At 65.1% G+C, this 19,767-nt stretch carries 19 protein-coding genes; 3 read left to right on the forward strand and 16 right to left on the reverse strand.

Annotated features, from left to right (window positions below):
- Window positions 1-152 (reverse strand): hypothetical protein (locus HQ306_RS22800; RefSeq protein WP_374197749.1); only part of this gene is annotated, 152 nt, incomplete at its 3' end.
- A 298-nt stretch (window positions 153-450) separates the two neighbouring features.
- Here HQ306_RS22800 and HQ306_RS21420 point away from each other — a divergent pair.
- Entirely contained in the window at window positions 451-888 is a 438-nt protein-coding gene (locus HQ306_RS21420) for a LysE family transporter (protein ID WP_222633454.1), read from the forward strand.
- Window positions 889-1,315: 427 nt separating this feature from the next.
- On the opposite strand, the gene HQ306_RS21425 is transcribed toward HQ306_RS21420, so the two are convergent.
- The 3 genes from HQ306_RS21425 to HQ306_RS21435 are packed head-to-tail and all read right to left on the reverse strand — an operon-like array spanning window position 1,316 to window position 4,246.
- On the reverse strand, window positions 1,316-2,485 hold the full coding sequence (locus tag HQ306_RS21425; protein WP_222633455.1) for a thiolase family protein: 1,170 nt from the start codon (window positions 2,483-2,485) through the stop codon (window positions 1,316-1,318).
- Between the two features lie 49 nt (window positions 2,486-2,534).
- Window positions 2,535-3,002, reverse strand: a complete 468-nt coding sequence (locus HQ306_RS21430) for a MaoC family dehydratase (protein WP_222633456.1) — start codon at window positions 3,000-3,002, stop codon at window positions 2,535-2,537.
- A gap of 11 nt (window positions 3,003-3,013) precedes the next feature.
- Window positions 3,014-4,246, reverse strand: coding sequence for an FAD-dependent monooxygenase (locus tag HQ306_RS21435; RefSeq protein ID WP_222633457.1), 1,233 nt, complete (start codon window positions 4,244-4,246; stop codon window positions 3,014-3,016).
- An 81-nt stretch (window positions 4,247-4,327) separates the two neighbouring features.
- Between HQ306_RS21435 and HQ306_RS21440 the strand changes: the two genes are divergently transcribed.
- On the forward strand, window positions 4,328-5,965 hold the full coding sequence (locus HQ306_RS21440) for a helix-turn-helix domain-containing protein (protein WP_222633458.1): 1,638 nt from the start codon (window positions 4,328-4,330) through the stop codon (window positions 5,963-5,965).
- Window positions 5,966-5,969: 4 nt separating this feature from the next.
- On the opposite strand, the gene mmsB is transcribed toward HQ306_RS21440, so the two are convergent.
- From mmsB to HQ306_RS21475, 7 genes are all read right to left on the reverse strand, one after another.
- Entirely contained in the window at window positions 5,970-6,881 is a 912-nt protein-coding gene (gene mmsB, locus HQ306_RS21445) for a 3-hydroxyisobutyrate dehydrogenase (RefSeq protein WP_222633459.1), read from the reverse strand.
- The gene (locus HQ306_RS21450; RefSeq protein WP_222633460.1) at window positions 6,878-7,633 is read right to left on the reverse strand and encodes a nitroreductase; all 756 of its coding nucleotides are present in this window, start codon (window positions 7,631-7,633) and stop codon (window positions 6,878-6,880) included. Before HQ306_RS21450 ends, mmsB begins: the two co-directional genes overlap by 4 nt.
- Window positions 7,630-8,088: a nuclear transport factor 2 family protein gene (locus HQ306_RS21455; RefSeq protein WP_222633461.1), complete on the reverse strand. Its 459-nt coding sequence runs from the start codon at window positions 8,086-8,088 to the stop codon at window positions 7,630-7,632. The genes HQ306_RS21450 and HQ306_RS21455 overlap by 4 nt, the downstream gene beginning before the upstream one ends.
- A 32-nt stretch (window positions 8,089-8,120) precedes the next feature.
- Window positions 8,121-9,128 carry a PDR/VanB family oxidoreductase gene (locus tag HQ306_RS21460; protein ID WP_308115550.1) on the reverse strand — a complete coding sequence of 336 codons (1,008 nt, stop codon included), beginning with the start codon at window positions 9,126-9,128 and terminating at the stop codon, window positions 8,121-8,123.
- 8 nt (window positions 9,129-9,136) lie between these two features.
- A complete protein-coding gene (locus tag HQ306_RS21465) occupies window positions 9,137-10,201 on the reverse strand; it encodes a Rieske 2Fe-2S domain-containing protein (RefSeq protein WP_222633462.1) in 1,065 nt (354 codons plus the stop codon).
- 114 nt (window positions 10,202-10,315) lie between these two features.
- Window positions 10,316-11,011 carry a VOC family protein gene (locus tag HQ306_RS21470; protein WP_222633463.1) on the reverse strand — a complete coding sequence of 232 codons (696 nt, stop codon included), beginning with the start codon at window positions 11,009-11,011 and terminating at the stop codon, window positions 10,316-10,318.
- 42 nt (window positions 11,012-11,053) lie between these two features.
- Window positions 11,054-11,809, reverse strand: coding sequence for a polysaccharide deacetylase family protein (locus tag HQ306_RS21475; protein ID WP_222633464.1), 756 nt, complete (start codon window positions 11,807-11,809; stop codon window positions 11,054-11,056).
- Between the two features lie 291 nt (window positions 11,810-12,100).
- On the opposite strand from HQ306_RS21475, the gene HQ306_RS21480 reads away from it, so the two are divergent.
- Window positions 12,101-12,979: an FCD domain-containing protein gene (locus HQ306_RS21480; RefSeq protein WP_222633465.1), complete on the forward strand. Its 879-nt coding sequence runs from the start codon at window positions 12,101-12,103 to the stop codon at window positions 12,977-12,979.
- Here HQ306_RS21480 and HQ306_RS21485 read toward each other — a convergent pair.
- The 5 genes from HQ306_RS21485 to HQ306_RS21505 all read right to left on the reverse strand — a co-directional run bounded on the left by HQ306_RS21485 (window position 12,976) and on the right by HQ306_RS21505 (window position 19,128).
- On the reverse strand, window positions 12,976-14,022 hold the full coding sequence (locus HQ306_RS21485; protein WP_222633466.1) for a phosphotransferase: 1,047 nt from the start codon (window positions 14,020-14,022) through the stop codon (window positions 12,976-12,978). The genes HQ306_RS21480 and HQ306_RS21485 overlap by 4 nt on opposite strands.
- Entirely contained in the window at window positions 14,019-15,332 is a 1,314-nt protein-coding gene (gene eno / locus HQ306_RS21490) for a phosphopyruvate hydratase (protein WP_222633467.1), read from the reverse strand. The genes HQ306_RS21485 and eno overlap by 4 nt, the downstream gene beginning before the upstream one ends.
- Window positions 15,329-16,321 (reverse strand): C-terminal binding protein, encoded by a 993-nt coding sequence (locus HQ306_RS21495; RefSeq protein WP_222633468.1) that lies wholly within the window; start codon window positions 16,319-16,321, stop codon window positions 15,329-15,331. Before HQ306_RS21495 ends, eno begins: the two co-directional genes overlap by 4 nt.
- 72 nt (window positions 16,322-16,393) lie before the next feature.
- Window positions 16,394-18,367 carry an acetoacetate--CoA ligase gene (locus tag HQ306_RS21500; RefSeq protein ID WP_222633469.1) on the reverse strand — a complete coding sequence of 658 codons (1,974 nt, stop codon included), beginning with the start codon at window positions 18,365-18,367 and terminating at the stop codon, window positions 16,394-16,396.
- Window positions 18,364-19,128, reverse strand: coding sequence for a fumarylacetoacetate hydrolase family protein (locus tag HQ306_RS21505; protein ID WP_261770409.1), 765 nt, complete (start codon window positions 19,126-19,128; stop codon window positions 18,364-18,366). The genes HQ306_RS21500 and HQ306_RS21505 overlap by 4 nt, the downstream gene beginning before the upstream one ends.
- Window positions 19,129-19,767 lie beyond the last annotated feature (639 nt).

The following is a 19,767-nucleotide window of genomic DNA, read 5'->3' on the forward strand; positions in this document are numbered from 1 at the left end:
GCTAGCGGGTCCTCGACTCGCCGCACCCTGCACGACCGCTCACGATTCTGAGCGGGTCGTGCGCTGCTGTGTACAGGTGCTCTGTGTGCAGCTGCCGAGCGAAGCGCTTCTCGTGCGTTGCGCTCGACGAACAGCGGGACGAAGTCCCGCACCGAACGGCCCTCGAAACGGGCGTACTCCGAGCGACGACCTGTTCGACGTCCCGCCGACTCACGCCGGGCAGGGCTGCGGCGAGCCGAATCTGCACCGCCACGAGGTGCTCCGACTCAATGGTGATGTCATGTGTTCAGCGTCCACCCATGCCAGGACGCAGTGAATGTTTTGGCGTTTGTTCGCAGAGGGAACGACATCCCGTCGAGGGCGTTGACGAACCCACCTACCGGCGCGTTCAGTGGAACGCATGCCGATCGAGACAGTGCTCGCGTTCTGCGGCGTCGCTCTTCTGCGTACGTGACGCCAGGACCCGGCTGGTTCGTGGTGATGCCCGCCGCGGTGACCTCTCGACGGACCGGGTGGGTCGCGGCGTGTGGGGTGCGGTGCGGGTTGCTGGTGCACATGAGCGCCGCTGCCGCCGGGGTGGCTGCCGTGATCCTGGCCAGCGCGACCGCCTTCTCGATCCTGAAGTGGATTAGTGTCGCATACCTGGTGTATCTCGGTCGGGAGAAGGCCGAACGGTCCGACCAGTGCACCGCCGAGGCGGCTCCGATCGGTGGTCCGCCCCAGGCCAGCATGAGTGCGGTGGTGGTGACTCTCGGTCGAAGGAGCCGTCGTTCGACATGGCCGCGCCCTGCAGGTTTCCGGAGTGACGAGCTGACGGGCGGTGATGCTGTTGATGCTGCAGCCTGGAACGCGACCAGCACCCCACGCCCGGGACCGACGAGGTGCTGAGCATCCGGACGGTGATCGCACCTGCCTGGACCAGGAGCCCTGCGATCGCGATTAATTTCGGCGGTGACCCGCCGGACAGCCGGGGCACGAGCGCCGTCGAGATCAGTGTGCGCCCGTCCCGACGGCGGTGAAGTAGAAGCCGAGCTGCTCGCCTTCCTCTACGGCGCCCCGTATCGCTGCACGCGGCGACGACGAGCAGTCCGTCACGATCCCCCCGGCGACACTGTTGCCGTTGCCGATCAGCGTGAGCAGCGATGAGGCCGTCCGAGTTCGTCGTCATCGACCTTCACGAAGGGCAACTGACGCACTCTGTGTGACGTCCAGATCGAGCAACGTTCATGTCGTGGCTCCGACACGATGCAACCGTGCCGGGGAACCAGCTGTACTACAAAGCCTGCGTGGTCGAGAGCTCGTGCGGTCGACATTCTCACAGGCGCTCGATCAAGGTCGCATTGGCCAGACCGCCACCCTCGCACATCGTCTGGAGCCCGTACCGGCCACCTGTGTCCTCCAGGTAGTGCAGAAGCGTCGACAGAAGACGGGTTCCGGATCCTCCGAGCGGGTGACCCAGAGCGATCGCACCGCCCCGAGGGTTCAGTTTGTTCGGGTCGGCGCCGAATTCGTGGGCCCAGGCGAGGGGCACGGACGCAAACGCTTCGTTCACCTCGTAAGCGTCGATGTCGTCGATGCAGATACCGCTCTTGTCGAGTATCTTTCGCGTCGCGGGAATGGGTGCTGTAAGCATGATCTCGGGGTCGGACCCCGCTACAGCGAAGCAGCAGAACCGGGCGCGGGGACTCAATCCGAGCTGGCGCGCCCTCTCCTCGCTCATGATCAGTGCCGCTGATGCGCCGTCGGTGAGCGGGGACGAATTGCCGGGGGTGATGGCCCACCTTATCTCCGGGTACTGCACCGCCATGCGCTCGGTGCGAAAGGCAGGGCGCATCATGGACAGGGCTCCGGTGGTGGTGTCGGGTCGCACCGTTTCGTCCACAGCGTGCTCTGAGCCGTCCGGCAAGGTGAGCGGCATGATCTCGCGCGCGAATGCAGCCGCGGATGCGGTTGCACGGCGGTGAGACTCGGTAGCGAACCCGTCCAGTCGATCGCGATCGAGCTGCCACCGGGCGGCAATGAGCTCGGCGGCGATTCCCTGATTGGGAAGATGCGGAAACCTGTCGGCAAGAGGGACCAGCGGGTCGATGCCGCCGAAGGGCGAGCCCATCGGGACGCGGCTCATCGACTCGACACCACAGGCGATGACGATGTCGTACGCGCCGGCGATCACCCCCTGTGCAGCGAAATGCGCAGCCTGCTGCGAGGAGCCGCACTGTCGATCCACGGTGGTGGCGGGTACCGACACCGGGAATCCCGCTGCGAGAGCGGCAGTACGAGCGATGTTGAACGATTGCTCGCCGAACTGGCCTACACAGCCGGCGATCACGTCGTCGACGAGAGCCGCGTCCAGGTCGTTGCGCTCGACCAAGTTGCGTAGGACGGAAGCAAGTAGGTCGGCGGGGTGGATTCTGGACAGCGCTCCACCCGGCTTCCCCTTTCCGGATGCCGTGCGGGCGATGTCGACTATGACTGCGGTAGGCATGACTCTCCTGATGGTGAGGACTCGAGTGTTCGGTGCAGCTCGACGACACTCAGTTCGATGCCGGGAAATACCGAATGAGCATGTCGGCGACACACGCCGGCTTGTCGAGACCGTCGATCTCGACGACGTTGTGCCACAGTGCATCCACAGCGTCAGTGTTCTGGTTCTGCCGGACCTCGGCGAGGTCGACGACCACCCTGATACGGGAGTCGACTTCGACGGCCTGCGGGAAGCGGACTTTCTCGAAACCGTAGGCGAGCGCGAGCCGCAGCCCGTCGACGACGAAAATTTCCTGCTGCTTTCCGCCGACCACCGCCAGACAGAGGCCACCGTGCGCGATGGTGCCGCGAAAAGTCGTGTCCGCAGCGCGCACAGGATCGACGTGAATCCAGTTGTGATCGAAACTGATGTCGGCGTAGGCATCGATGGCTGCCTGGTCGATCGTCACCCAGTCGCTCTCACCGAGGCGGTGTCCGACCAGCGCTGTCAGAGCCTTTACCCCGTCGATGTGTCGCATCGGTGTGCCTTTCAGAATCGTGAGCGGGAATTCACTGGAACGGTGGGCCCCATCGGAGCCCTGTCCAGCCATTTGCCGAAACGTTCACTGTGCGGCGCCAGGAGTGCAGCAAGCCGCTGACGTGCCCGAGTCACCCGGCCGCGCCCTTCCATGTGCACGAGGGCAGCCGAGGCTGCATCGCGGTTGAGGAGGCCGGCCGCCCGCCGCTCCGTCGCCGCACGCGCGATGATGTCCGCTGCCGCAGCGGGACGTTCTGCGGCGAGTGCCTCGGCGACAGCGTCGACCTCGAACACTGCATCGGGGATGCCGGAATTGAGCCCGCGACCACCGCCGAACGGGGGAAACAGATGTGCCGCTTCGCCGGCGAGGAGAACCCGTGCATGTGGGTCGGTGTAGCTGGTGGCTACCGAATGATTGAACCGGTAGACCGACGACCACGCCCGACGCTCGGCATAGCCGGGACCCGCTACCGCGGTGATCCACGCGCTCAGACCCGGTTCGGAAGCGAAGTGCTCGACGTCGTCGCCCGGATTGCATTCGAGGTCCAGACGCCAGCCACCGCCGAACGGCACCATCAGAACGTTGCGCCCGCCGACCGCTGGATGACGGTAATGGAACGAGCGGGTCAGTGACATCGGATTCTCGGGTGCGTCCTCGACGTCGACGATGATGAAGCTCGACTCCGAGCGACCACCGTCCATGCCGATGCCGAGGCACCGCCTCACACTCGACCGCGCGCCATCCGCGGCGACCACGTACTCGGCTCGAATCGTGGATGCGTCTTCCAACGTCAGTGTTGCGCCGTCAGCGTCGGTCGCGACCTGAGCCACCCCGTTCGCCCACCGAAACTCGACCGCCTCGGCGTGACAACGGTCCAACAGAACCGCCTCCTGATCCCTCTGCGACAGGCTGATTCCGAACTGGCCGCGAGGGGCGGGAGGAAAGCGGTGGTGGTAGACCTCTCGACCGGCATACGTCGTGCGCAGGTCGAGCCAGGCGCGGCTGCGATCGACGAGGGGCTCGGTGACACCGGGTGCGATGCGTTCGAGGAGATCCAGGGATTCGCGGAAGACGAATGTGGCGCGACTACCGGGGCGAGTGCGATCTTCCGGCTCGGCCTCGACCACGACGACCGGTAGGCCCCGATGGCGCGCCGCAAGGGCGGCCACCAGTCCCACCGGCCCTGCACCCACGATGACGAGCGGTGGGGCATCGGGATGGGGCTGAGCTGCGATGTCGTGCATTCATCGAGCATGCGGCAAACGCTGCCGTCACTCTATGTGCGAATCCGACGGCGATACGTCATTTCCTCGTAGCATTCATCCATGAGCGCGCGAATCATCTCCCCCGACGACATCCTCACGGCTGTGCAAGATGTTGTGTCGTCCAACGCTCAGAACGTGCCCATGGCGGCCCTTGCCTCGATCCGTTCACTCCTGGGCGCGGACGCAGCCGCATGGCTGGATCGCAGCGGGGCCCAGCTCACCAGTGTCGCGGTCACCGGCGTCCTGCAGCCCGAGACGCATCGACACATGGTTCTCAGCGCGTCGGAAGGTCTTGCAGGACAGGTTCTCGCACGGGACGAGCCGGTGTCGATGCGCGATTACGCGAGCACCATGGCAGGGGTGCACGGCCCCCCCGACCTGCTGCATCGCGAGGGCGTCGTGTCGGCAGCGGCCGTACCGGTGCGCAGCGGCACAGCAGTGACCGGCGTGGTGGTGCTCTTGTCTCGCCGCGAACGGCACTTCCGCGAGGACGAGCTGCGGCACGTCGTCGGGCTCGCCGGCATCGCGCAACAACTACGCGAGGCGCGGAAGACGCTGGAACACGTTGCTGCCCGGGCCGTACCGGCAGAGCGTCTCAACGACGCCGTGGACTTGGTGTCCCTCGAGCTGCTGAGGGGTCGAAGCGCGGACGAGGCCCTTGCCGCGGTCTCTGGCGTCGTGGGGGCGCGCCTCACCCTGCACGGAGTGCACCGTCGTGCGCCCTCGCGCGACACGACCACCGACGACGAGGTGCAAGAACCGCGTATACCTCACCAATCCGTCTCGATTCCCGGAGCAGAGAACACGACCTTGGATGCGGACGGCGCTGCCCCGAGTCGCACCATGCGATCGCTTGCGCAGATCGTCGGTCTCGACCTCGCGCGCCGACGCGCGTCTATGGAGACCGAGATTCGACTGACCGATCAGTTCGTGCATAGCTTGTTGACGGCGAACACCGAGGAACTTGCTCGCCTCTGGAACCGCTCGTCCCTCCTGGGCATGGACCTCGAGGTGGCGCGAGCCGTGGTCTGCATCGGTGGAGAGGATCCGGTCAGCAGGCCGGTACTGAACACGATCGTCCGCGAGATGCGCTCTCGGACGTTCAGCGGCCAGGCAACCGTGTTCGACGGTGCGGTGATCGTGCTGTGGCCGGTGCCCGACTCGGCAGCTGAACGTCGGCTGCCGGAGCAGATTCGCGGCTTGCTCACCGCCTGCGGGTCCCCGCGGCTGACTGCGGGCCTCGGACCGGTGTGCCGCCGGGCGGACGACTACCCGACGTCGGTGAAGGAGGCTGTCTTCGCTCGCCAGGTCGCTCACTTCTCCGGTGACGGCCAGATCTTCGTCTCCAGCCAAGACCTCGGGATGTTCCGTCTGTTCGCCCACATCGGAGGTGTGGAGACCCTCCGCAGCAGCGTACGTGACACCCTCGGCCCTCTGCTCGATGCTGATGACACGACCGGGTCGGATCTCGTACACACCCTGAAGGTGTTCCTCGAGCGGGATCGTCGCATCGCCGAGACCGCGCGTGCACTTCACGTGCACGTGAATACACTTCGATACCGGGTCGAGCGGATCGGGAAGCTTCTACGTATCGACCTCGACAACTCGGAATCGCGTTTCTTTCTGACGCTGGCCCTGAGGCTGTTTCCGATCGTGGAGGCGGACGCTGCGCGAGTCCACCTTCTGGACAGGGAGTGAGTTCCTACACCGGTGATTCACCGGCGCGTATCTCGTCGATGACTGCAGAGAAGTCGACGGCGACGCCGTCATGGCCGTCGAGTCGCCGGTACAGCGATTCGGCAATCTGCCCGAGGCGCATCTCGGTACCCGTGGCCTCGGCGGCACTCAGCGCGAGGCCCATGTCCTTGAGCATCAACGCGGTGGCGAAACCGGGCGCGAAGTGGTGGTTCGCCGGACTGGTCGGCACGGGACCGGGGACCGGACAGTACGTCGTCACCGACCAGCACTGACCCGATGCCGTCGAGATGACGTCATATAACGACTGGTGGGTCAGTCCGAGCCGCTCGCCCAGCACGAAAGCCTCCGAGACCGCGACCATGGAGATGCCGAGAAGTGCGTTGTTGCAGATTTTTGCGGCCTGGCCGGCGCCGTTGGAGCCGCAGTGCACGACGCGGCCGGCCATCGGGGTCAACACGTCGTGAGCTGCCGACCAGTCGTCGTCCGATGCGCCGACCATGACGGTCAACGTTCCGGCGGACGCGCCGCCTACGCCGCCGGAGACCGGGGCGTCGAGGGCGCGGTGCCCCGCTCCGAACGCCAGGCCGGCAGCCGCACGTGAGTCGTGAACGGCGACCGTGGAGCAGTCGATGAACAGGCTGTTCGACGGCGCGGCGTCGAGAACGCCCAAACTCCTCGGCGTGCCCCGGTAGACGTCGAGCAGGTGCGATCCGGACGGCAGCATCGTGATGACGACGTCTGCCTCACTTGCTGCTCCGGCCGCATCCTCGGCGATGACTATTCCGTCTCGAGCAGCTCGCTCCCCGGCTTCGGAAACGGGGTCGTACCCGACCACCTCGTGACCTGCCTTCACCAGATTGGCAGCCATCGGGCCGCCCATGTTGCCCAGACCGATGAAGGCGATTCGTGTGCTCACGACAGTCCTGCTCCGGACTGTGAGGTCGGACCGGTTAGCTCCGGGCTTCCGCCGACCCAGGTGACGACGTCGTCGAGGTCGGCACGCCGGGTGCGAAAGGTGTTGGCTGCATTGTCGGGGTCGGCGTATCCGAATGCGATACCGCACACGACCAGCCGATTCGGCGGGATGGAAAGGTGTTCGTGAATGAAGTCGGCGTACTCACCCACAGCGCCCTGGGCAATCGAATCGACGCCCGACGACGCTGCCGCCGTCATGAAGTTGGCCACGTAGCCGCCGCAGTCGACGGCGCTGTACGTGCCGAGCGCCTCCTCGCTCGTGACGATGGCGACGTGAGGGGCGTCGAAGAAGACGAAGTTCCGGGCAGTCTGCCGGGTGTATGCGGCCTTGTCTCCACGGCTGACACCGACGGCATTGTAGAGACCGAACCCGCACTCGCGACGTCGCGCGAGGTAGACACCGGTGTATTCGCGCGGGGCGGGGATGTCTCGCGAGTGGGCGGCACCCGAGGCGGCGCGTTCGGCGAGCGCCGTCCTGAAACGCTCGGTTCCCTCGCCCCGAGTTACGTGCACGTTCCAGGACTGCACGTTGTTCCACGATGCCGTCTTCTGTGCCGTACGCAGAATTCGCTCGATCGTCTCGTCGGGAACCGGGCCGGGCAGGAACCCCCGGCAGCTGTAGCGTTCGGAGAGCAACCGATCGAAGACCTGGTGGTCGGCGCTGCTCGTCGCGGCGGAGGACTGGGCTGTCATCGAAACCTCACATTGTGGTCGTAATTCGACGGATTATGCTGTGCCATAGGCTGTTCAGGCCCGAGCTCGACCGAACGCCGGCGCAATGCCTGAAACAACCCTGCGGCCCGGGCCGTGTCGATGTACTCCTCGACCCGTTGTATCCGACCGTCGACGACACGGATGAACATGGCCGCGTCGAGTGCGATCGACGTTCCGTCAGGCAGGTCGCCGCGAAGAACGTGCTGGCTGAACACGCCGTCACCGACCTCGCATCGTCGCACGACGTCGTACCGCAAGTTTCCGACGACGTCGGTGACGGCACCGAGCACGGCAAGGTTCTCAGCAACAGTCTGCTCGGTCGAGCCGTCGTTGTGCCAGATGAGGGCATCCGGCGCATACCATTGCGCCACCGCGTCGAAGTCTCGATCCTCGACGCACCGAAACCACGCTTCGACCACATCGAGTTTCGACATCGATCGCCTTTCGCTGTCGGTCCCGCTGTCGATCAGAGATCCAGGGTCAACGAACGAGTTCGCGCCCGAGAGACACACACGAACATCGTGGTGTTCGCAGCGCGCTCCGCATCGGTGAGAAGCGCATCGCGGTGGTCGACCTCGCCCGCCACCACCCCGGTCTCACAGGTGCCGCAGATCCCTTCTCGACACGAGGACAGAACATCGACGCCGGCGTGTTCCAGCACCTCGAGGACCGAGCTGCCGGGCGGTACCGACAACCTCGTACCCGTCGACGCGATCTCGACCTCGAACGTGTCGGTCAGGACCGTCTCCTCGGCCGGGTCGGCCCGAAATCTTTCGATGTGAAGTGCACCTGTAGGCCATGTCGCACAACGCTGTCGAACCGCGTCGAGGAGAACTCCCGGCCCACAACAGTAGACGAGGGTGTCGGCACTCGGGTTGCGCACGACTGCGTCGAGATCGAGCATCCCGCATTCGTCCTGCGGGTGTATCACGACCCGGTCACCGTAGGCCAGAAGCTCGTCGAGGTATGCCATGGACGCGCGGGTGCGGCCGCCGTACGTGAGCGTCCACTCCACCCCCGCTGCGTCGGCTGCGACCACCATCGGCAGGATCGGTGTTATACCGATTCCTCCGGCGATGAACCGATAGCGGGCTGCCGGCTCGAGCGTGAACCGATTCCTCGGTCCACGCGCTTCGATGACGTCGCCGACGGCAGCGAGGTCGTGAACGTAGGCGGACCCGCCTCGACCTTCCGACTCACGTAGTACGGAAATACGCCAGGCAGTTCCGTCCTCGGGGTCACCGCACAAGGAATAATGGCGCACGAGGCCGTTCGGGAGATGGAGCTCGATGTGCGCACCCGGCGTCCATGGGGGCAGCGGTCGCCCGTCGGCGCTCAGCATCGTCAGTTCGAGGACTCCGTCCGCGACGCTGCGCCGCGCCTCGACGACGAGGGTCAGGTCATACTCCGGACCGCCGCTGCGGACGAGCCCACCGGCCTGCGATGCGTGGGAATCGGTCTCCGTCGTCGACACGGCGGATCTCAGCTCTGCTCGGCTGCTAAGCGGTGTAGCAATCGACGGATGCGAAGAGTCGGCGCGTCTGCCGACACGCTCGCCTCGACGACACCGGGACGGTGATCGCGCGAGACGTACTCCTGCTGCCATTCCAGCGCCTCGACATCCTGTTCGAAGACGACCTTGATGAACGACGTCAACGTGTCGGGATCGATGACGAGAGGCACGTCCTGCCAGTACGCCCAGAACTGGTGGGTGGAACTCTCGCTCTCCGGTGTGATGCAGTGCAGCACCGCGAGCGACCGCAGATCTGTGGCATCGGGATCGTGCGGATCGATATGTTCGAATCCGTACATGAGTGCCGGCGTGACGGACAGGTACGCGGCGCGCTTGATGATGGGCAGCGCGGGGTCGGCACCGACATTGGGAGCATGAACCCCGAGGACGGTGTCGATGTTCTTGTAGTAGCCCACCGCCTTGTCGGCGAACCCGCGCGGCAGTTCGTCGGTCGAGAACATCACCGGCTCCGCTGCTGTGAACACGTCGTCGACGACGTCGTGCAGGTATTGCAGGTGGGTCAGGTCGAGTAGGTTCTCATGAATCAAGCCGTAGTTGGCGGGATTCCACGTATAGCCGGTGATGTACTCGTCGCGACCGGCCAGCTGGTCCCCGGGCCAAGGAATGAGCGCGGGATCGGCTGAGCTCGGGTCACTTCCGGTCCAGATCCATACCCAGGGTCCCCGGTGAAGCGCAGGATAGGAACGCACTCGAATCGCCGAGGGGTTCGCACCGCCGGGCACACCCACGCATCCACCGTCCTTGCCGTATCGGAAACCGTGGTAGCCACATTGGATGACGTCGCCGTCGAGTCGGCTCTTGGAGAGCGGGAAACGCCTGTGCGCACAACGGTCATCGAGCACGATCAGCGAGCCGTCGCTTGCCTCGTAGTAGCACAGCGGTTCTCCCAGGACGGTTCGCTGCTTCAACGTGCGGTCGAACTCGCTGCGGGCGCCGATGACGTACCACGCCTCCCGCACCAGCGGTGCCACCGCACCCGGAGCCTTGGTCCGCGTCGGTTCTGTGAGTGTCATTCATGTCTCCGATGGTCGATCGAGGGTGAGGTCCTTGCACGCTCGCAGGGTCACGAGACGGTAGAGTTCGCGTCGCGAGCGAGCCCTACCGCCGTTGGCCGACTGTGGCGTTCTTCAGGACAGATTCGGCTTGACCGGAGTCTCCGTGTGACTGAGGAGTTCACGGACCTGCTCGTCGCTCAGGCGATAGATTCCGTCGTCAGGAAATTCCATGTGGGGCTTGTCGAGGTCCAGCGCGGGTTGAGGAACGCTGCCCTTGATGCCGTCCGGGCTGACGTACTCGGACGGGTCGAGGAATCGGCCCAGTTCCTCCTTGTCGATGCCTGCGCGTTCGACCACCTCCGGGTCGATCCAGAATTCGGGATCGAACGGCTGGCCTGCGGTGATCTCGAGAGTCAGATTCTCCGGGCCGGCGAAGTAGATCGACTCACACGTTCCGTGGTCGAGAGGCCCCATGACCCACACACCCCTGCTTCGGATCCGATCACGCATGGCGTGCAGGTTCTCGATGCTGTCCAGATCGAAAGCGATGTGCTGAGCGACGCCGGCCGCAACCGTGCCTCCCGGGAATCCGGAGTGAGTCAGGCCCAACTCGACCTTGTCCGGGTTGTCGGGGTGCTGGACGAAGGACACGAACGACGTGGGACTCAACTCGAGGAAGCAGTGATATGCATCCGGCACGTTGTACATCCAGAACAGTGCATTGAGCTTGCAGCCGAGAACGTCGGTGAAGAATTCGATTTGTGTCTTGATGTCGCGTGTCGCGATCGCGAGATGGTTGATGCCCCGAGGATGAATGGTGACGGACATGGTGGTGCTCCTTCTTGTGGTGGGTGGGAGATGTCGCTTCGGTCAGATCGATGGCGCGAGCTGAGCCGCGGCGCGCGCGGCGACCGTGCCCGCGCTGAGCACGTCGACGTCCGGCGACGCCGTCGCACGTTCCAGAAAGGAGGTGACGACAGCGAGTTTGGCCTCGTCCGCGAACGATTCGAAAGGGTGAACTACCAAGGTGAGCAGTCCCCCTTCCGCGATCGCGACGTCTAACGTGTGATCGAGATGGTCGAGGTACTGGGCGGGGCTGCGGGGCCCGGCGGGGTGCATGTGGTACTGCCAGAAATCGATCATGTCCCACCTGAACGGGACACTCGGGATTCCGGGACTCAGCATGGAGACGGACGGAAAATCACCTTCGGTACCGCGATCGATGCTCGCGTCGAAGGCGTACCCGAGCTCACACAGAACTTCCGCGGTGCGGCTTCCTCGGTAGCCACCAGGTGCACGAAACCCGATTGGCTCGACACCGGCGAGTCCGAGCGCTGCGGTGCCGTCGAAGAGCCGCGACTCGCGTTGGCCGTCTGTGAGTTCGTCCCAGTTCTCGTGCATCCAGCCGTGGAGTCCTACCTCGTGTCCCCGCTCGGCTATCGAGTGGACGGCCTCGGGATGATGCAGCCCGTTCCAGCCCTCCACGAAGAAGGTGGCCGTAATTCCGAGACGCTCGAACAGGTCCAGGACCCGGGGAAGCGCTCGGATTCCCGGCTCGTGCGGATCCGGGCGGCTCGCGAGGCCGAGGGTGATCTCCGCGGCGCGTCCCAGGTTGTCGACGGTCACACACAGAACCGCATTTCCGTTGTCCACGTGAGTCCCTTTCCCTGCGCCGCCCTGTTTGCTGTGTCTCGAGTCACTCTACAAGCCGAGCCATGTATGCGCAAGCATTGATTCGCAGAGATGCGTGCGCCAGCATTTCTTCATTTAGACTGGCTTCAGTCAGGTATGCGCAGTCGCCGATGTCGCGTCGCACGTCTGCCACGGCGGTCCACGAGCGATCAGAGGGGACGGAACATGGGAGCAGAGACACCGCGTCGAAACTCGGACACACTCCGGGTGTGGCGCTCTCTCTGGGTGACCAGCCAGCGAGTCGGGGGAAGGATCGCCCGCGAGTTCGAGGAGACGAGCGGACTCCCCCTCGACTGGTACATCGTGCTCGCCGGCCTGTACGAGTCGAGCGACGCCGTCTATCAGCACCGCTTCAGCGAAACGACGAACCTCAGTCAGAGCGGGACCAGTCGCATGCTCGCGAAGATGGCAAGCGCCGGTCTGGTGGAGCGTGAGGTTGCGGCGCACGATCGCAGAAACGTGGTCCTGCGGCTCACCTCGAAAGGTCGAGACGTCGTGCTCCGTGCGACTCCGGAACACAACCGGGCGGTCGAGCAACATTTCGGCCGCCATCTGGACGACGATGTCGCCCCCTTGACGTCGCTACTCGACCGGCTCAGCAGCGGCGACGAACCACTGGGAGATCCTGCGCCGATGGAGCACGTCGTCAAATTCGGCAAGTCTCTGCTCTCTGTCACCGCAGACGAGGTGCTCGTCGCAGACGCTCTGCGTACTCGCGAGGCCCTCGAGCTGCCGCTACTGCTCGACGCCGCCCAGCATCTTCCCGAGTCCGCGGCGGCCGAGCTGCACAGCACCGTCGCGGAGATGGCGCAGAGGCTGGACGATCCCGAGACGTTCTTCAAGGTCGATTGGGAATTGCACCGCCAGTTGGCCGGCTACTGCCAGAACACGACGCTGCGCGCCATCTATCTTCAGCTGTTGTCCATCGTGGCGAGCAGCAACGCATCGGTCATCCCCACGGACGGCTTGCCGGAGTATCTCGGGCATAGACTCAGCGTCCACGCCCGGCTGGTGGAGGCAGTCCTCGGGGGCGACGCCGAACAGATAGCAGCGGCGACCGGCAACCATCAGTTCGCTGCCTCGGAGCCACTGCGCATTCGCTAGCAGTCTGTCGAGCGTCGGTTCGCGAGTTCGAACTCGGTGCTCGTCCGCGCGAGCACCTGTTCCAGATCATCGTGGTCGGCGGCGACTCCCCGTCGCGCCGCTGATCGAACGCCGTCGCGCTGGTGGTCGTCCAGGTACTCGACCGGCGAGAGCCCGTCGATGCGCGCCAGGAGAAGCAACGGAAGCAACTGTGCGACACGCGCACTCAGCGCTCGATGGCTTTCCCAGGTCACATGCTTCATGTAGGACGCGACCAACAGTGCCGCACTGGCGAGCAGCTCGTCGACCTTGTGCGAGACCACCATCGTCTTGAGCATCAGGTGAGCAAGGACGAACGCGACATCGAAAGCGGGATCGCCGAACCAGGCACACTCCGCGTCCAGCAGCACGGGACCGCTGTCGCCCAGGAGAATGTTCTTGGGGCTGACGTCTCCGTGGATCAGGACGCGTCGAGTGCTCATGGTCCTTTCCGCCGTCGCCCGGATGGCTGCGGCCAGATCCTCATGGCGCCGAGCGGTACTGGTCATGTAGGGATCGACCCGCAGTTGGCGGAAATTGTCGTCGGTGGCGAACTCGTGGGCCAGCTCGGAATCGTCGGCGCTCGCAGCGTGCAACCGACCGATCAGCGAGCCGACGGCAGCAGCGGCCGCCGGATCGACGCGTCCCGACAGCAGCTCGGCCTTCCACAAAGCATGGCTGACGGGTGGTAGATAGCTCATCGCGAACAATCCGCGATCCGCGTCGTGCGCCAGTGGGACGGGCACGGCGCCGGGAACCGTCCGGTGGGCAAAACGCAGCCAGTCCCACTCCACCTGATTGCGGCCGAGCGGAGCGTGCCACTCCCCCGCCACGTTCAGGCGTGCCAACGCACCCTTCACGCACAGCGAGTGTCGCGTCGTCTCGACGTGCCACAGTTCCGAGGAGACACCGCCCGTGAGGGCCTCCCACGTCTGCGGTTCGTGAGCCTCGGCGAGCCCGGCGTCGACCAGGAACTTGTGCGCCTCCTCGGGAATGACGGACACCGCGGCCTCGTCGGTCGTCATGCTCGCGAACCCATCCGGCGTTCCCATCGCTGTAATGCGGAGGTACCGGCGAACGGCACATCACCCTTCTCGTCGATTCGCAACAACTGGTTGTACTTCGAGAGTCGGTCGGAGTTGCGCATCGAACCGATCTTGATCTGCCCGGCGGCGGTTCCCACGGCGAGGTCGCTGATGAAACTGTCCTCCGTCTCACCGGATCGCGCCGAGACGACCGGTACATAACCTGCGCTCTTCGCCGCTCGCAGCACGGCGAGTGTGCCGGTAAGTGTCCCGTTCTGGTTGACCTTCACCAGAACACCGTTGGCTGCACCATGATCGATTCCGTGCTGGAGTCGAACAGGATTCGTGGTGAAGAGGTCATCGCCGATGAGGTTGACGCGGTGGTCCAACCGAGCGGTCAGCTCCGTCCATCCTTCCCAGTCCTCCTCGTCCAGGGCGTCCTCGACGGACACGATCGGATACGAGTGCACCCATTCCTCGACGAGATCGATGACCTCGGCGGTCGTTCGGCGTACGCCCTCTCGCCGGAAGGCGTAGGAACTCGTTGTCGGATCCCATAATGTATGTGCCGCAACATCGATCGCGATGGCAACGTCGCGGCCGGGGATCAGTCCGGCCCTCTCGATTGCCTCGACCATGAAGGCGAGGGCATCGTCGCCGGTGGCGAAACCCGGACTCAAACCGCCCTCGTCGGCGAGCAGCGTGCTGAGTCCGCGTGCGGACAAGGCCTTTTGCGCGGCGGCACGAAGGTCGACGGACATCGAGATGGCGTGCCGCGTGGACCCGGCTCCGACGGGGACGACGAGGAAGTCCTGGACGTCCATTCCGCCACGTGCGTGCAGACCACCGCTGAGGATGTTGACCATGGGCAACGGTATGGTGGGCGATCGGTCGCCGCCGACGAGCATTCCGATCCAGTCGTGGAGCGACAACCGCTGACAGGTCGCCGCAGCACGTGCGGCGGCAAGAGACACGGCCAGGACGGCGTTGGCACCCAGACGCCGAAGCCGGGTCGATCCGTCGAGTTCGACCAGCAGGCCGTCCAACTTCTCCTGGTCACGGACGTCGAGGCCGACGACCGCGTCGGCGATCTCGGAGGTGACGTGGGCGACTGCGCGGTCGACTCCCAGCCCACCCCACTCAGTTCCGCCGTCACGCAGCTCCCATGCCTCGTAGGTACCGGTCGAGGCACCCGACGGCACGGCCGCGCGCCCGACGGTGCCGCCACTCGTCGCGACGTCCACCTCGACGGTGGGACGACCGCGGGAGTCGAGAATCATCCGGGCATGGATCCCACTGATCGTGTTCACGTCGTGACGTCCTTGTCTGCGGCGACCATCGCCGGCGCGTTGCAGGGGTAGTTCGGGGACAGCCCGTTCGCGACGCGAATGACGTCCTCGGTCGCCTTGCGACGTAGTTCGAGGACGGAGTCGACCGACGAGAAGGCTATGTGGGGCGTAATGGTCACACCGGGGTGGCTCAGCAGGCCGGCCGGGACAACCGGTTCGTTTTCGAGAACATCGAGAGCGGCCCCGGCGAGGTGACCTGAGTCCAGTGCCCGGACGAGTGCATCGGTGTCCACCAGCCCGCCTCTGCCGACATTGACCAGAAGTGCACCGGGTCGCATCGAGCGAAGCTCCTTCTCGCCGATGATGAGTTCGGTTCGTGGAGTCAAGGGCAGGTGCAGGACCACGATGTCACTCCGCGAGAGCAGATCGGGCAACGTCGCCCAGTCGACTCCCGGTCTCGGTGCGTGGCTTTCACTGTGGACGACGATGGAGCATCCGAACGCACCGAGCTTGCGGGCCGTGGCGTGTCCGATCCGGCCGTAGCCGACGATGCCGACCGTCTTGCTACGCAGACGGCCGAGTAGCGCCGCTGCCGGCTGCCAGGTTCCCGAACGGACGTCGCGGTCGAAGATCGTGAGTCCACGCGTCCAGTTGAGCATCATGCCGACCGCATGGTCGGAGACCTCTTCCACGCAGTAGTCGGGCACGTTGGTGACGAGGACACCCCGACGCGTCGCCACGTCGACCGCGATGTTGTCGAGTCCGACACCCATCCGTGCCACGACTTTCAGTCTGCTCGACGCGGCGATGGCCGCGGCCGAGACCTGCGCCCAGCAGGTCATGACGGCGATCGGGTCGTGACGGGCGACGAGGCGCTCGATCTCGTCGCCCGGAGCCGGGGCAGCAGGGCCCTCGACCAACGTCAGACCCGCCGCCCGCAACAGATCGCACTCGACGGTCGAATCGGGCCACGCGCGATCGGTGAGAAGTACGACGCTGTCGTGGGACATCGGTGCCTTCCGGTGCAGGTGTGGTGAGATGCCGGTCGACACCCGGCGGCTCGGGACAGTCGCGGAACGCCACTATTGTTGGGGAATCAGGGTTTTGGATAACCGAACGAATTGATCGAGCAACGACGCGTCGTCGAGAGACCGTACGTCGAGGACGTCGTCGACCGCGGCTCCTCGCAGGATGCGCTTCACGGGCACCTCGAGCTTCTTTCCGGTGCGTGTGTGGGGAAGTCCGGACGCCTGGAGGATCACATCGGGCACGTGCCGTGGCGAGGCTTCCCGCCGGATCGCGTTCACGATGCGCGAGCGCAACTCATCGTCGAGGACAGCGCCCGGCCGGAGTACGACGAACAGTGGCATCCAATAGCCCCCCTCGGGGAGCTCGACGCCCACCACGAGTGCCTCCAATACCTCCGGCATCTGCTCGACGACGGCGTAGATGTCCGCACTACCCATCCGCACACCGTTGCGGTTCAATGTCGCATCGGATCGCCCGTGGAACAGGACCGACCCATCGCCGTCGATGGTGATCCAGTCTCCGTGGCGCCACACGCCCGGCCACCGATCGAAGTACGTCGCACGGTAACGCTCCCCGCCGGGATCGTCCCAGAACCCGATCGGCATCGACGGCAGCGGGGCGGTGACGACGAGTTCGCCGATGCGGCCCGTGACAGGCTGACCCGCATCGTCCCAGCACTCCAGGGCGACCCCGAGCAGCGCGGCGGTCAGACGGCCTTCGCGCACGGGCAGGGTCGGAACCGGGCCGGCGAACCCGCTCACGATGTCGGTCCCTCCGGCGATGCTCTGCAGCGGCATGTCGACGCCGAATCGCGCCTCGACCCACCGGTAGGCGGAGGAGGGGACCACAGAGCCCGTGGCGCCGATCAGACGCAGGTTCGGCAACTGGTCTCGGTTCGGCGCCACGCCGCTCTTCTCGCTCAGTTGGAGATATCCCGGACTGGTACCGAACAAGGTGACACCGTTCCGGCTGGCGATGTCCCACAACGTCGCGGGCGACTGATGGTCGGGGCTGCCGTCATAGCAGACGACGGTGGCACCCACCAGGAGGGCAGCGGGCTGCATGTTCCACAGCATCCAACTGGGCGACGTGAACCAGAAGAACACGTCTCGGTCGGTCAGGTCCCAATGCAGCCACATCTGCTTCAGATGCTCCAGCAGTACCCCGCCATGGCCGTGCACTATCCCCTTGGGACGTCCGGTGGTGCCGGAGGAGAAGAGAACCCACAGGGGGTGGTCGAAAGGAACCCGAACAGGCCGAATCGGGTGTTCGCCCTCGGTGGCGTTCGACCAGCTCATGCCGGTGGACGCGTCGATAACGCCGTCCATGGAAAGCCCGATGCGGGGAACGATCACCGTCAGGCGCACGTTCGAGAGGGAACGCGCGAGCGTACGCACGTCGTCGCGCTTGTCGACTGTTCTGCCGCCGAAGCGGTAGCCGTCGGCCGTCACCAGCGCACTCGGAGTGAGCTGTCCGAGGCGCGCCTCGGCAGCCTCGCCGGAGAAGTCCTGTCCGCAGCAGGCCCAGGTTGCCCCGAGTGCGGCTGCGGCAAGGAACGCCACGATGGACTCGGGAACATTGGGGAGATATCCGACGACGACGTCCCCTTCGCCGATGCCCGCGGCTCGAAGGGTGGTGGCCAGAGCTCCGACCTGGCGGGCGAGCTCGGGCCACGACACGTGTCGTTGCTCGCCTGTCTCGGAGACGCCGATGATCGCGACGCCGGACTGATCGAGATGCCGCATCACCTGCTCGACGTAATTCAGCTCGACGTGGGGGAACCAACGCGCACCCGGCATCGCCGACTCGGCTAGCGTCGGCTCGAGGGATCCGGTGTGCGCGATATCGAAGTACTCGGCGAGGACGCGCCAGAATTGCTCGATATCGTCGACGGACCACCTGTGCAGATCGTGGTAGGTCGAGACGTCGATGGAGTGCGTGCTACGTAGCCAGCGCTGAAAGTCTTCGAGATTCACGTCGCCGATCTCGGCATCGACCGCCTGCGCCGAGCTTTCCGAACAGCTCACTGTTCGTCCCGGATCTCGTCGCGGAAGGTCTGCCTCATCTCGTCGCCGTCCATGATCGCGGACACGATGGTGTCGGCAGAGGTGAGGAAGCGCGGCGGCGTCATGCCGGCGCCGACCCCGGAGGGCGAGCCGGTGAATATCAGGTCCCCGGGCAGGAGCCGAACGATGCCCGACAAGTATGAGACGAGCTCGGGAATGGAGAAGATCAGGTCGGCAGTCGATCCCTGCTGAACGGTCCGACCGTTCAACGCACAGGTGAGCGGAATACTGGCAAGATCGGGGATCTCGTCGGTGGTGTAGAGCACGGGACCGATAGGCGCGAATCCGGGGAACGACTTGCCCAGGCTGTATTGGGGTCCGTCCTTCGGCCGCATCTGAACTCGGCGCTCCGAGAGGTCCTGCCCCGTGGTGACCCCCGCGATGTGTTCTCGCGCGCGATCCGCCGAGATGTGACGTCCGCCGGTGCCGATGACGACCACCACCTCGACCTCCCAATCGACGACGTCGGACGGCAGGGCAATCTCGCCATGTGGACCGGTGATCGAGCTCGGGAACTTCGTGAACACGAGTGGCACTTCCGGTACCGGCCAGCCACTTTCGGCGGCGTGCTGGCGGTAGTTGATTCCGACCGCGAAAACTTGCCTCGGGTCCGGACTGGGCGGGCCGGCCTCCGTCGCCAAGAAAGGCGTGCCGTCCGTGACAACCGTCCGGCTCTCGGCCCACTCGGTGAACTGCTGCCAGTCCGAGTAGAGCTCGGGCATGCACGGACCGAATCTCCCCCCGCTTGCGACTCCCACATCTACACGGAACCCGTTCTCGACGAGGGCAGCCCGACCCTGTACGTTCGCGATCTTCATGGCGCCTCCCGACTCGCACCCGCATTAGTTGCGCGCGCATGCATTGGTTTAAGGCTGACACATCGCTCGACATTCCGCAAGAATTCGGTCGACGACACCGCGAGTCGGCAGCCATGCGTTGCCGGCTGCGGACGTCGGCGACACGAGGGCAAGACGTAGCGGTGCAGTAGGCCCCGCGGCCGCCGTCGCCGCTCTCCGCGTCGGATACGGGTACGCTCGTAGCCTGAAAAGGCTTGTAGCAGAGTTGAACCGCGACTACGACGTGGTCGGCCGAACACCTACCGAAATACGTGGCCTCGCGTTGCCGCCATCCGACCACCGTGGGACGTCCGTGTCAGGAAGCCGACCATCCGCAACGGCGCACCAGTAGCGCCGCAGCCGCGGACCACAGCACGCCCAAGGTGGGTGTTGCACCTTTCGACCTCGCCCCTTCGATACCGGGAATTCTGCCGAAGGACACGCATACCGGTAAGGTCGCGGAATCTAGTTCGGTGATTTCGTCGAGCGGACCTCATTGCATCTCCCGATCGAGAAGACCGCGGA

The organism is Rhodococcus sp. BP-160 (assembly GCF_019836205.1).
Taxonomy (GTDB): Bacteria; Actinomycetota; Actinomycetes; order Mycobacteriales; family Mycobacteriaceae; genus Rhodococcoides.

Coding starts and splice junctions, on each gene's coding strand:
- HQ306_RS21425 (WP_222633455.1), bottom strand. CDS start 2,485: ATGCCTACCGCAGTCATAGTCGACATCGCCCGCACGGCATCCGGAAAG.
- HQ306_RS21430 (WP_222633456.1), bottom strand. CDS start 3,002: ATGCGACACATCGACGGGGTAAAGGCTCTGACAGCGCTGGTCGGACAC.
- HQ306_RS21435 (WP_222633457.1), bottom strand. CDS start 4,246: ATGCACGACATCGCAGCTCAGCCCCATCCCGATGCCCCACCGCTCGTC.
- HQ306_RS21440 (WP_222633458.1), top strand. CDS start 4,328: ATGAGCGCGCGAATCATCTCCCCCGACGACATCCTCACGGCTGTGCAA.
- HQ306_RS21450 (WP_222633460.1), bottom strand. CDS start 7,633: ATGACAGCCCAGTCCTCCGCCGCGACGAGCAGCGCCGACCACCAGGTC.
- HQ306_RS21455 (WP_222633461.1), bottom strand. CDS start 8,088: ATGTCGAAACTCGATGTGGTCGAAGCGTGGTTTCGGTGCGTCGAGGAT.
- HQ306_RS21465 (WP_222633462.1), bottom strand. CDS start 10,201: ATGACACTCACAGAACCGACGCGGACCAAGGCTCCGGGTGCGGTGGCA.
- HQ306_RS21470 (WP_222633463.1), bottom strand. CDS start 11,011: ATGTCCGTCACCATTCATCCTCGGGGCATCAACCATCTCGCGATCGCG.
- HQ306_RS21485 (WP_222633466.1), bottom strand. CDS start 14,022: ATGACGACCGACGAGGCCGCGGTGTCCGTCATTCCCGAGGAGGCGCAC.
- HQ306_RS21495 (WP_222633468.1), bottom strand. CDS start 16,321: ATGTCCCACGACAGCGTCGTACTTCTCACCGATCGCGCGTGGCCCGAT.
- HQ306_RS21505 (WP_261770409.1), bottom strand. CDS start 19,128: ATGCCCGAGCTCTACTCGGACTGGCAGCAGTTCACCGAGTGGGCCGAG.